The 12,134-nt window shown below is 71.4% G+C and carries 8 protein-coding genes and 1 pseudogene; 2 read left to right on the plus strand and 7 right to left on the minus strand.

Annotated features, from left to right (window positions below; translation table 11 throughout):
* Nucleotides 1–63 precede the first annotated feature (63 nt).
* From ACH492_RS14920 to ACH492_RS14930, 3 genes are all read right to left on the minus strand, one after another.
* Nucleotides 64–1,587, minus strand: coding sequence for a protein kinase (locus ACH492_RS14920; protein ID WP_398986477.1), 1,524 nt, complete (start codon nt 1,585–1,587; stop codon nt 64–66).
* On the minus strand, nt 1,584–2,204 hold the full coding sequence (locus ACH492_RS14925; RefSeq protein WP_398986479.1) for a hypothetical protein: 621 nt from the start codon (nt 2,202–2,204) through the stop codon (nt 1,584–1,586). Before ACH492_RS14925 ends, ACH492_RS14920 begins: the two co-directional genes overlap by 4 nt.
* A 102-nt stretch (nt 2,205–2,306) precedes the next feature.
* Nucleotides 2,307–4,376 carry an N-6 DNA methylase gene (locus ACH492_RS14930; protein ID WP_398986481.1) on the minus strand — a complete coding sequence of 690 codons (2,070 nt, stop codon included), beginning with the start codon at nt 4,374–4,376 and terminating at the stop codon, nt 2,307–2,309.
* 214 nt (nt 4,377–4,590) lie between these two features.
* Here ACH492_RS14930 and ACH492_RS14935 point away from each other — a divergent pair, with 214 nt between their 5' ends.
* Together ACH492_RS14935 and ACH492_RS14940 are read left to right on the plus strand one after the other, a co-directional pair.
* The gene (locus ACH492_RS14935; RefSeq protein ID WP_398986484.1) at nt 4,591–5,412 is read left to right on the plus strand and encodes a DUF4352 domain-containing protein; all 822 of its coding nucleotides are present in this window, start codon (nt 4,591–4,593) and stop codon (nt 5,410–5,412) included.
* 56 nt (nt 5,413–5,468) lie between these two features.
* Nucleotides 5,469–6,293: a hypothetical protein gene (locus ACH492_RS14940; protein ID WP_398986486.1), complete on the plus strand. Its 825-nt coding sequence runs from the start codon at nt 5,469–5,471 to the stop codon at nt 6,291–6,293.
* Between the two features lie 62 nt (nt 6,294–6,355).
* On the opposite strand, the gene ACH492_RS14945 is transcribed toward ACH492_RS14940, so the two are convergent.
* From ACH492_RS14945 to mfd, 4 genes and pseudogenes are all read right to left on the minus strand, one after another.
* A complete protein-coding gene (locus ACH492_RS14945) occupies nt 6,356–7,102 on the minus strand; it encodes an N-acetyltransferase (RefSeq protein WP_398986488.1) in 747 nt (248 codons plus the stop codon).
* A 10-nt stretch (nt 7,103–7,112) separates the two neighbouring features.
* Nucleotides 7,113–7,907 (minus strand): HNH endonuclease family protein, encoded by a 795-nt coding sequence (locus tag ACH492_RS14950; protein WP_398986490.1) that lies wholly within the window; start codon nt 7,905–7,907, stop codon nt 7,113–7,115.
* 274 nt (nt 7,908–8,181) lie between these two features.
* Nucleotides 8,182–8,386, minus strand: a pseudogene (locus ACH492_RS14955) (hypothetical protein); the annotation flags it as partial.
* A 148-nt stretch (nt 8,387–8,534) separates the two neighbouring features.
* Nucleotides 8,535–12,065, minus strand: a complete 3,531-nt coding sequence (mfd, locus tag ACH492_RS14960) for a transcription-repair coupling factor (RefSeq protein WP_398986492.1) — start codon at nt 12,063–12,065, stop codon at nt 8,535–8,537.
* Between the last annotated feature and the right edge of the window lie 69 nt (nt 12,066–12,134).

The following is a 12,134-nucleotide window of genomic DNA, read 5'->3' on the forward strand; positions in this document are numbered from 1 at the left end:
TCGAGAGTCCCGCGGTTACGTGCTCCCGCGGCTACTTGCTGCTGCGGTTACCTGCTCCCGCGGTTACTTGTTGTGGAACTGCTGCTGCCGGTTGAGCGCGCGTCGCAGCTCGACCGGCAGCTGGTGGTACGGCCCCAACGCCCGCTCGGCGTCGTACAGCAGGCCCTGCAACTGGTGCCTCGCCGCCGTGTGGTCGCCCACCGCGAGCAGCAGATTCCCGATCCGGTGGCGGACGTCGAAGGCGCGCGCCGCGTCCGCGTCGCCCGACTGCTTGTTTTCGTAGTACGGCAGGACGGCGCGGTACTCGGCGAGCGCGGCGGCCGCCTCGCCCAGCTGTTCCAGGCACTGCGCGGCGTCGTAGCGGTACTGCAGCGTCTGCGGGTCGGCCGGGCCCGCCTCGGCGGCCCGGTCGTCGGCAAGCCGCCGCAGCTCGGGAAGCGCACGACGGTACTGCCCGTCGTCCATCAGCGTCGTCGCGTACTGCTTGCGCAGGATCCGTACGACCGGCGAGTGCTCGCCGTGTTCGGCGGCCGCCGCCGGGAGGATCCCGCCGAGGATGTCCACGGCCTGGGTGATGCTGCCCTCGCCGAGGAGGCGCTTGACCTCGTCGACGGCGGCCGCGACATCGGGGCGTGGCGCCGGCGGAGTCGGGGGTGTCATGGGCGGCGGCGGGGCGGTGACACGGTCCGGCCAGGGGGCGTGCGGGCGCAGGAAGGGCCGGGTCGGGTCGAGCGGTCCTGCGGGCGCGCCGCGGCTGGGCAGCAGCGGCGCGAGAGCCTCGTACACCTCCTGCGCGCCCGTCGGGCGGTGCTGCGGGTCCTTGGCGAGCAGCCGCAGGACCAGTGCTTCGAGCGGCTCGGGGATGTCGGGGCGCAGCTGGCGGACCGGGAGCGGCGGCTCGTAGAGATGGCGGTGCAGCACACCGAGTGCGGTGGAGCCCGCGAACGGGACGTTCCCGCTGAGGAGTTCGTGCAGCAGCACGCCGAGGGCGTAGAGATCGGTGTACGGGCCGACCGCGCCGCCCATCGCCTGCTCGGGGGCCATATAGGCGGGGCTGCCGATGGGCGATCCGGTGTGCGTGAGGCGGGTGGTGTCCACGTCGATGACGGACGCGACGCCGAGGTCGAGGACCGTGACCGTGCCGTCGGGCTTCACCATGACGTTCCGCGGCTTGAGGTCGCGGTGGACGATCGGCACGGCGTGCACGGCGGCGAGCACCGCGCACAGCTGGGCGGCGACCGAGACGGCCCACGGCCAGGGGTACGGCTCCTGCTCGGCGAGATGGTCGGCGAGGTCCGCGCCCTCGACGTACTGCATGACGAGGAAGAGCTCCTCGCCGTCGCTGCCCGCGTCATGGACGGTGACCAGACCGGGGTGCGAGACCTGGGCGGTGACCCGGCACTCGCGGACGAAGCGGCGACGCATGTCGTCGGCGGCGGCGGCCGCGGCCATGTGGTCGGGGCGGAGCAGCTTGACGGCGACGCGGCGGTCGAGGCGGTTGTCGTACGCCGTCCAGACCTGGCCCATGCCGCCCTGGCCGATGACGGTGGAGAGCTCGTAACGGCTCGCGATGACGCGTCCGTTCACCGGCCCTGCTCCGGGCCCTGCTCCCGGCCTTGCTCCTTGCGGAGATAGTCGCTGAGCTCGTCGAGCTCAGCGCGTACCTGGTCGATGCGGGGCTTGTCGGACGGGGAGTGCGGCTGGGACTGGGGCTGGGACTGCGGCTGAGGCCGAGGCTGGGGCTGCGGCTGGTGCGGGACCGTCGGGTAGCCGTATCCGGGCGCGGGCGGCTTCGGCGGCAGCGGCTGTGCCTGCGGCGGCAGGCCGTAGGGCACGGTGGGCCCGTAGTACGGCTGCGCGGCCCGGGAGGAGAAGTGCTTGATGTCCGCGTACAGGAAGTAGGGCACCACGGCCAGGGCAACGGCGAGCATGATGCCGATCGACACATCCGACCGGGTCATGGTCAGGTTTTCGGTGGGGTCCGACAGCAGCGTGCCGAAGCAGGCGATGAAGGAGACCAGCACCACCGCGAAGAGCACCCAGTCGAGCGCGCGCTTGGTGACGAGAGCGAGCCGCAGCATCGTGCCCCAGGCCAGCATCCCGCAGCTGAAGACGGGGAGTATCGCGAAGAGCACCCGCAGCACGATCACCGACGTCGGTATGTCGCGCGGAGGCTGCGGCGGCATATAGCCGGGGCCATGCATTGGTGCTCCTGAAGGCCTGGGGACGAGGCGGTTTGCGAGGACGAGCGTATACACCGACACGGACAACGGCTGCCGGGTTGTACGGAACCGTTGTCGAACCGGTCACGCCGTGAGACTGCCGTCCGCCAGACCGTCGTACAGACCCTGGACCAGCTGCTCCCCCAGCCGCCCCGCCAGTCGCAGCGCGTCCTCGAACGCGGCCAGTGCGCGGAAGCGTTCACCGTACCGCCGCTGGTCGGCCAACGGCAGCCGGGGCAGCTGCAGTCGGCGTACGTCCAGCCGGGTCGAGGTGGACGCATAGCTGCTGGCCTGCCGGGCGTTGGCGGTGCCGCGCAGGAACCCGGCGAGGAACCACGGGTCGAGCGCCGCCGGATCGGGGCTCAGCAGCTGGAGGTTGCGGCCGAGTGCCGCACCCGCCGTCGCCGCGTCGACGACGCGTACGACCGAACCGCCACCGAGCACGGGCACGACGACATCGCCTTCCGCGACGAGTACGGCCTCCTCGTCGGGTCCTTCGGGGAGCGTGCCCGAGGGCGCGGCGCCGGCGAGAACGTCCTGCTCGGTGAGTACGGGTACGGCAGCACCGGACGACGCGCCCGTGCCGCCGGCCCGGATCACCAGCGCGCCCGCGCGGGCCAGTTCGCCGACCGTGGTGGCGGGCCAGGGCGCGGGCCGGTCGTGGGCGGACGGCGCCGGGGTGAGTTCGCCGGTCAGCCGGAGGGTGTCGGCGAGCCGGTCCCGTACGCGCAGCAGCTCGGCCGCGCCGCCGCCCGCGGCCGGGGGCGGGAGGTGCCGGGCGGGGGCCAGGTCCACGTCGTCGTCGAGGAGTTCGATGACCGGGACCGCGCGGCTGACGCCCGGCCGCTCCTCGGCCGTGCCGTGCCGGTCGAAGGGCTGCCAGGCGTCGAGGACGGCACTCTGGACGGCCTGCCAGTCGAGCTTGTCGCGGCCACCGCCGGCTCCGGCCAGCTCGGCAGTGTCCACGAGCAGCAGTTCGGACGCGGGCGGCTTGCCCGCCTCGGGCCTGCGCAGCACCCAGAGGTGGAGGGGGATGCCGTACGGGGGCGCGGCGCCGGCCGGCAGCGAGACGACGGCCCGAAGCGCGCCGCGGCGCAGCAGGCCCGCGCGGATACGGCGTCCGGAACGGCGGGACGCGGCGGCCGGCGGCATCAGCAGGACGGCGGTGCCGCCGGGGCGCAGTCGGGCCAGCGCGTGCTGCACCCAGGCCAGTTCGGACTCGGTGCGGGCGGGGAAGCCGTACTCCCAGCGCGGGTCGTAGGCGAGTTCGTCGTGGCCCCAGTTGCGCTCGTTGAACGGCGGGTGGCAGAGCACGGCATCGACGGTGGCCTCGGGGAAGGCGTCGGCGCGCAGGGTGTCGCCGCTGCGGGCGCGGACCGTGGCGTCGGAGTGCAGGGCGAGGCGCAGCGCGGTGAGCGCGGTGAGGTCGGGGTCGGCGTCCTGGGCGTACAGGGCGGAGGGGTTCTCGACGGCGCGCAGCAGGGTGCCTGCTCCGGCGGCCGGGTCGAGCACGGTGGCGGCGGGCCCGGCGACGGCAGCCATGAGGGCGGCGGGGCCGGGCGGCGTGAGGGTGTACTGGCGGAGGTTGGTGTCGAGGAAGCGCCCGAGCAGGAACTCGTAGGTCTCCCGGTGGCCCAGCTCGGCGGCGAGTTCGGCGACCGAGCGCAGCAGGGGCACGCTGTGAACTCCTCCGGCGATCGAGGGCACGCCCGAAGAGCGTTCGGACGCCCCGAGCTCACGGAAGAGGTCACCTCGGTCCTCGCCGAAGCGCGCCGCCAGTACAGGCTCCACCGCGGTCGGCAGCAGTTCCGCCATGCGCTTGTCGGAGGCCGCCGTCAGCTCCTGCCACAGGCTCGGCCTGTCCCGTACGAGCAGCAGGGTGCAGCCTGCCTGGACCAGTGCGGTGGCGGCTGTCGCGGAGTGGTCGGCGAGTAGTTGCCAGACCCGTTCGCGCAGCGGGACTTCGGCGAGTTTCCCCTGGTCACGCAGCCACTGCTCGACCTCTGCCAGGGCGAACGACGGACTGGTTTCGGTGCCGCCCACGGGTTTGGGGAAGTCCGCGTGCCGTCGCCGCCAGTTGCTGACCGCGGCCCTGCCGACTCCTGCCAGCCGGGCGATCCCGGCGGCCGTCACCTCGCTTGCGTTCTCCGGCACCTGGCCGCCTCCCTCTCCCACGCCAGCCGGTCCTGCCCGTCTGCTGTGTCGCCGAGCATACCGGCGCACGATAGATGCATCCCTTCACAGTGTGAGTGAACCTGAATCTCGTGAATAGTGTTGACTCGGTTCACAGCCTCTGGTCTCATTAACCCGTCGCTACACGGGACTTTCGGCAAGTCCGCACCACACTCCACGCCCCCGGAGGACATCCATGTCCCATTCCATGCAGCAGCCGCAGTACGGCGCCCCGCAGTTCGGGCAGCAGACACCGCCCCCGGTCCCGATGCGCAACGGCCTCGGCACGGCCGCGCTGGTGCTCGGCATCATCGGCACCGTCTCCGGTCTGATCCCGTTCTTCTTCTGGCTGGCCGGCATCCTCGGCCTGATCGCCCTGATCCTGGGCCTGTCGGGACGGGGCCGCGTCAAGCGCGGAGAGGCCGCCAACAAGGGCGTGACCACCACCGGCGCGGTCCTCGGACTGGTCGCGCTGATCCTCTCGGTCGTCGGCGCGGTACTCACCTTCAAGGCCGTGGACGAGGCGGTCGACGAGATCAACAAGGCGGCCACCGGCACCACCGCGTCGAAGGAGCCGGCCGCCGGCAAGAGCGACGGTGCGGCGAAGGGCGACGCCAAGGGGAAGGGTGCGGGCCTCGCGGCCGGTGACACCGCCGTCTACGACGACGACCTGAAGATCACGGTCTCCGCGCCCAAGGCGTACACCCCGAGCGAGTTCGCCGCCGGTCACACCGCGGGCAACAAGGCGTACGAGGTGACCGTGGTCGTCGAGAACGGCGGCAAGAAGAAGTTCGACACCACGCTGCTGACGACGGACGCCCGCGCCGGGAACGACGGCGTCAACGCCGAGCAGATCTTCGACGAGAAGGTCGGCAGCGGCTTCAGCGGCCCGATCCTGCCCGGCAAGAAGTCCACGGTACGGTTCGCCTTCGACGCCCCGGCCGCCGCCAAGGAGCTGACGGTCGAGGTCAGCCCGGGTCTGACGTACGACGCCTCGCAGTGGGAACTGAAGCTCTGATCCGCCACACCCGTCCCTGACCCACCCTCCGTCCCGACCCACTCGGAGAACACGCCATGCATGCCATCGCTCCCGCCCGCCGCCGTCGCACCGCCTTCGCCGTACTCGCCGCCGTTGTCGCCCTCGGCGGCGCGGCCTGCGGACAGCTCGGCCCGGAGCCCGCCTCCAAGGGGGCGAAGAGCTCCGCGAGTTCGAAGGGCGCCAAGGAGAACGCCAAGGACAAGAAGGCCGCCGAGCCGTTCGCGGGCCTGTCCGGCCCCGAGATAGCCAACAGAGCGGCCAGAGCCACCAAGGCGGCCACCTCCCTGACCCTCGACATCACGATGAAGAGCGCCGACGGACCCACCAAGGGCTTCATGGCCATCAGCACCAAGGGCGACTGCAAGGGCACGCTGTCCGTCGGCAGCGACGGCACCGTCGAGCTGATCAAGACGGGGAACACCGCGTACATGCGGTTCGACGAGGCCTTCCTGCGGGAGCAGAGCAAGGGCGAACCGGCCGCGGAGGCCGACGCCGTGATCAAGACGCTGAAGGGCCGCTGGATGCGCACGGACGTCTCCGACCCCGAGGCCAAGGACAGCCTCGAACTCTGCGACCTCGACAGCGTGCTGTCCGAACTCGAGGCGAACGACAACGCTGCCCGCCGGGCCGGGGAGACCACGGTCAACGGCCAGAAGGCGCTGAAGCTCACCGAGTCGGACGGAGAGGCGACCTACACGCTGTACGTCGCCACCGAGGGCGAGCCGTATCTGCTGAAGGTCGAGCAGGTGGGCGGCGAGGAGCCGGGCACGATGACCTTCTCCGCGTACAACAAGCCGGTCGCGGCGAAGAAGCCGGCGGCCAAGGACATCCTCGACCTGGACAAGCTCGGCGAGCAGTGACGTACAGCCGCGAGCAGTGAAGTACAACCGCTGGAGGCCGCCCGTGAGGCGGCCTCTTCGCGTCAAACCCGGTGCCGCACCCACACATTGGGCTCCACATACACCGCGTACCCGCGCTCCGCCTCGCAGTGCACCGGCACCAGCGCGCCCGGCACCTCCACCGGACCGGACTCCTCGAAGGGCAGCCCGGTCCACTCACGCCACTGCCTCAGCGACCCGGAGACCGTCATGGAGGCCGGCGCCACCGACTCGACGACCCCGCCGGCCCGGACATGGACCCGCAGCCAGGGGTCGTACGGCAGACCGTCGGCGGCCCGGGTGCGGTGCGCGTACTCCTCGATCAGGGCGTTCGGTTCACCGCTCTTCGCGCTCGGCCGCACCGGCGCGACCAGCTCCTGGAAGCCGAGCCCGCCAACGTTCTCGCGCAGCGCGGCCAGCATCCGGCCGGAGATGCCCTGACCCTGCCGGTCCTCGGCGACGGTGATCTCGATCGCGCTCACCGTGTCCGGCGTACGCCCGTGCCGCAGATCGGAGAAGGCCCACAGCATCACCTGGTCCCAGCCGCCTTCGGGGAGCCCGCCGCGCCCCTCCGCCGCCATCAGGAACGGCACGCTGAACGCCCGGCCCACCACCCGGCCGTCCGGGTCGGTCGCGACCAGCACGTACTCCGGCAGCTCGGCGACGATCCGCCCGATGTTCGCCCAGCCCACCGGGTCGTTGATCACAAACTTCGGCCAGGTGTCGAGCATCTGCCACATGGGGCCCCGGAGTTCGGGCCGCTCGGCGAGCGTCGTGATGATCAGCTGCATGCGGGGCAGGCTAGCCGCCGCACTGCGTGAGCATCGACTTCTTATCCGCCGCCGTCACCGGCAGGTCGTACTTGACCGCGACCTGGGAGATCCGTACCGCGTACGAGCAGCGGATCCGCTTGCTCGGCGGCAGCCAGGACGCCGGGCCCGAGTCGCTCTTGGAGCTGTTGGCGGGGCCGTCCACGGGGAGCAGGTTCAGCGGGTCGTTGGCGAATTGCTGCCGCTTGGCCTTGTCCCAGCGGGCGGCGCCCATCTGCCAGCCGTAGGAGAGCGGGACGACATGGTCGATCTGGACGGCGGCGGCCTTCTGCTTGCGCCAGTCGATGACGGTGCCGGTGTACGGGTCGTTCAGCGTCATCGCCACGACGACGCAGTCGGAGCCGGAGCGGTAGCGCAGATTCCGCCCGTCGCGGGCGAGCAGGTCGTTCCTGGTGTCGCAGCCGTTGCGGGCCAGCGGGACGCCGTCGGCGGTGTCCATCCAGGCGTAGCCGAAGCGTTCGCGGGCGTAGCCGGTCTTGGGGCCGCGACCCTTAGTGGTCACCTTCTCGATCAACCGGCGGGCGGCGGCTCTGTCCTGCTCGGAAGTGAGAGGGGCCAGGCCGGGCTTCGTGCCTTCGGGGTTGACCAGCGGGCTGGTGCCACTGCCGGCGGCGGCCTGCGTGGAGCCGGAACCGGAGCCGGAGCCCGAGGGCTTGGCGTCACCCGAGAGTCCGGATCCGTCACAGCCGGTGAGCACCGCCGCAGCGACCGCAGTCGTCAGTACGGCCGCGAGCGCGCGCGATATTCGTTCGCCGGGTCTGTTCACCTTCGTACCCTACTGAGCCCAAGTGGCGTACGCAGCAGAGCAGTTCGCCCGTATCACGTAATATTTGCCCTGGTGTGCACCGCTATGGCTGAACCGGGCCAGGTTCCAGCGCGCGCGAGGGGGAGGGTGCGCGTAGCGTCAAAAGTGTCCCGACCCCCTGCGGAAGGCATCTCATTACGACAGCGATACGCACACGTACACACACGCACCGCCCCCCGGAGCCGAGCCGGCCCCCGCGGGCGGTGTCACGTTCCCGGGCCCGGGCAGGGGCGCGTCACACCTTGCCGATGCCGAGAGTGTTCTCGGCGGGCAGCACACCCGCGCCCAGCACCTCGCGCCAGAGCGGGCCGAGCAGATCCGCCAGGCGGTCCCGTTCTTCCATGCCGAGGGCCGCCCCAGGGCGCGGCGGCCAGTTCGTCCGTACGCCGCTCGACCTCGGCCCGCAGCTCCCGCCCGGCTTCCGTGGCCACGCCTTCCGCGTGCCCGCGGACGGCTGCCACCGCCATGGCCCGGCTTGCCGACGACACGCATGAGGCGCGCTGTGGGCCCTCCGCAATGCGCAGAGCAGCCCGGAGCGCCTCCGGCAAAGTGCGTCCGGCTGCTCATCGGCCCGGCAGCGCCGTCGCGCTACGACCCCAGAATCGTCGTCAGGAACTCGCCCGTCCACGCCAGCAGTTCCCGCCCCACCACCGGCTTCCCGCCGATCTTGCCCGCCGTCGGGCGGGGCACCAGGATCTGGTGGACCGCCGGCTTGATGACCGTACGCGGGTAGAGACGCTTGAGCCGCAGCTCCTGCGACTCCCTCAACTCCACCGGCGCGAAGCGGATGTTGGAGCCCTGGAGCACGATCTCGCCCACCCCGCACGCCCTGGCCAGCATCCGCAGGCCCGCCACCAGGAGAAGGTTCTCGACCGGCTCCGGGAGCTTGCCGTAGCGGTCCGTGAGCTCTTCGCGGACCGCCTTGATGTCCTCCTCCGAGTTGGCGGAGGCGATCGCGCGGTACGCCTGGAGGCGCAGCCGCTCCCCCGGTGCGTAGTCGTGCGGGACATGCGCGTCGACCGGGAGCTCGATCTTGACCTCGAGCGGGGGCTCTTCCTCCACGCCGCCCTCGACCGCGGCGCGGTAGTCGGCGACCGCCTCGCCCACCATGCGGATGTACAGGTCGAAGCCGACGCCCGCGATATGGCCGGACTGCTCGCCGCCGAGCAGATTGCCCGCGCCGCGGATCTCCAGGTCCTTCATCGCGACGTACATGCCCGCGCCCATCTCGGTGTGCTGGGCGATGGTCGCCAGGCGCTCGTGGGCGGTCTCGGTGAGCGGCTTCTCCGGCGGGTAGAGGAAGTACGCGTAACCGCGCTCGCGGCCTCGGCCCACCCGGCCGCGCAGCTGATGCAACTGCGAGAGACCGAAGTTGTCGCCGCGCTCGACGATCAGTGTGTTCGCGTTGGAGATGTCGATGCCCGACTCGACGATCGTGGTCGAGACGAGGACGTCGAACTTCTTCTCCCAGAAGTCCACCACGACCTGCTCGAGCGCCGACTCGTGCATCTGGCCGTGCGCGGTCGCGATGCGGGCCTCGGGCACGATGTCGCGCAGCCGGGCCGCGGCCCGGTCGATCGACTCGACCCGGTTGTGAATGTAGAAGACCTGGCCCTCGCGCAGCAGTTCACGGCGGATGGCCGCGCCCAGCTGCTTCTCCTCGTACGGCCCGACGAAGGTGAGCACGGGGTGCCGCTCCTCCGGGGGCGTCGTGATCGTCGACATCTCGCGGATGCCGGTGACCGCCATCTCCAGGGTGCGCGGGATGGGGGTGGCCGACATGGTCAGTACGTCGACGTTCGCGCGGAGCTTCTTCAGCTGCTCCTTGTGCTCGACACCGAAGCGCTGCTCCTCGTCGACGACGACCAGTCCCAGGTCCTTGAACTTCGTCTCTGCGGAGAACAGGCGGTGCGTGCCGATGACGATGTCGACCGAGCCGTCCCGCAGGCCCTCCAGGGTCGCCTTCGCCTCCGCGTCGGACTGGAAACGGGACAACGCCCGTACATTCACCGGGAATTGGGAGTAGCGCTCGGAGAAGGTGCCGAAGTGCTGCTGCACGAGCAGCGTCGTCGGCACCAGGACCGCGGCCTGCTTGCCGTCCTGGACGGCCTTGAACGCGGCCCGTACCGCGATCTCCGTCTTTCCGTAGCCGACGTCGCCGCAGATCAGCCGGTCCATCGGGACCGTCTTCTCCATGTCCTCCTTGACCTCGGCGATCGTGGAGAGCTGGTCTGGCGTCTCGACGTACGGGAACGCGTCCTCCAGCTCCCGCTGCCAGGGTGTGTCCGGGCCGAAGGCGTGGCCGGGGGCGGCCATCCGGGCGCTGTACAGCTTGATCAGGTCGGCGGCGATCTCCTTGACCGCCTTCTTCGCCCGCGCCTTGGTCTTCGTCCAGTCGGCGCCGCCGAGCCGGTGCAGGGTCGGGGCCTCGCCACCGACGTACTTGGTGACCTGTTCCAGCTGGTCGGTGGGGATGTAGAGCCGGTCGCCGGGCTGGCCGCGCTTGGCGGGCGCGTACTCGACGAGCAGATACTCGCGGGTCGCGTTCTGCACGGTGCGCTGCACCATCTCGATGTACCGGCCCACGCCGTGCTGCTCGTGGACGATGTAGTCGCCCGCCTCCAGGGTGAGCGGGTCGATCGTCTTGCGGCGCTTGGCCGGCATCCGCTGGCCGTCCTTGCCGGCCGCCTTCTGGCCGGAGAGGTCGGTCTCGGTCAGCACCGCGAGCTTGAGGCCCGGGTCGATGTAGCCGTAGTCGATCGAGCCGCAGGCGACATGGACGACGGACGGGGAGAGCTCGGCGAGGTCGGCGTCGAGGCGGGCGGCGATGCCTTCGCTGCCCAGCACCTCGACGGTACGGGCCGCGGGGCCGTGCGCCTCGGTGACGTACACCGTGCGCCAGCCGTCCGCGAGCCAGCCCTTGGTGTCGGCGAGCGCGCGGGCCGTGTCGCCGCGGTACATCTCCGGGGCGTGCATCCCCAGCTTGATCGTGTCGTCCGACAGCTCTTCGTCGGCGGCGAACGGGGATACGGACCACCACATCATGCCGAGCTCGCGCGCCCGGTCCCGTACGTCCGCGATCCCCCACAGCGAGGCCGCGTCGACGTCGACCGGAGCGTCCCCGCCGCCCGCGGTCGCCGCCCAGGACGCCTGCAGGAACTCCTGGCTCGTCGCCACCAGATCCGCGGCCCGGGTACGCACCCGCTCCGGGTCGCAGACGACAGCCATCGAGCCCTTCGGCAGGACGTCGAGCAGCAGCTCCATGTCGTCGACGAGGACCGGCGCGAGGGACTCCATGCCCTCGACCGCGATCCCCTCGGCGATCTTGCCGAGCAGCTCGCCCAGCTCGGGGTGCTGTTCGGCGAGGGCCGCGGCCCGCTGCCGTACGTCGTCGGTCAGCAGCAGCTCGCGGCAGGGCGGCGCCCACAGCCCGTGCTCGGCGACTTCGAGCGAGCGCTGGTCGGCAACCTTGAAGTACCGGATCTCCTCGACGTCGTCGCCCCAGAACTCCACCCGAAGGGGGTGTTCCTCGGTCGGCGGGAAGACATCGAGGATGCCGCCGCGGACGGCGAACTCGCCGCGCTTCTCGACCAGTTCGACCCGGGAGTACGCGGCGGCGGCGAGCGCCTCCGTTACCTCACCGAGATCGGCGCTCTCCCCGGTCCGCAGCGCCACAGGTTCCAGGTCGCCGAGCCCCTTGACCTGCGGCTGCAGCACTGAACGGACCGGCGCGACGACGACCGAGACCGGTCCGGCGGCCGGGTCGTCCTCCGCCGGGTGGGCCAGCCTGCGCAGCACCGCGAGCCTGCGGCCCACCGTGTCGGAGCGGGGCGACAGCCGCTCGTGCGGCAGCGTCTCCCACGAGGGGTACTCGGCGATGCCCTCCTCGGGCAGCAGTGAGCGCAGCGCCGCCGCGAGATCCTCGGCCTCGCGCCCGGTCGCGGTGACGGCCAGCACCGGCCGCCCGGACTCGCGGGCGAGCGCGGCCACCGCGAAGGCGCGGGCGGCGGGCGGGCCGACCAGGTCGACATGCATACGGTGGCCGTCACCGGCAGCCTTCACCGCGTCGGCGAGCGCCGGGTCACGTACGACGGCATCGAGCAGACCGTGCAGGCTCATGAAGGGCTTCCATCCGGGGCGGGGGGTAGACAACGCGAACCGCCCGACACGTCGAACGGGCCGGGGGTC

The organism is Streptomyces sp. NPDC019443 (assembly GCF_044389785.1).
In the GTDB taxonomy this organism is placed as follows: Bacteria; Actinomycetota; Actinomycetes; order Streptomycetales; family Streptomycetaceae; genus Streptomyces.

What these genes read in the sequence shown, in the direction of transcription:
- ACH492_RS14935 (WP_398986484.1), top strand. Translation starts at nt 4,591, where the DNA reads ATGTCCCATTCCATGCAGCAGCCGCAGTACGGCGCCCCGCAGTTCGGG.
- ACH492_RS14940 (WP_398986486.1), top strand. Translation starts at nt 5,469, where the DNA reads ATGCATGCCATCGCTCCCGCCCGCCGCCGTCGCACCGCCTTCGCCGTA.
- ACH492_RS14945 (WP_398986488.1), bottom strand. Translation starts at nt 7,102, where the DNA reads ATGCAGCTGATCATCACGACGCTCGCCGAGCGGCCCGAACTCCGGGGC.
- mfd (WP_398986492.1), bottom strand. Translation starts at nt 12,065, where the DNA reads ATGAGCCTGCACGGTCTGCTCGATGCCGTCGTACGTGACCCGGCGCTC.
- ACH492_RS14925 (WP_398986479.1), bottom strand. Translation starts at nt 2,204, where the DNA reads ATGCATGGCCCCGGCTATATGCCGCCGCAGCCTCCGCGCGACATACCG.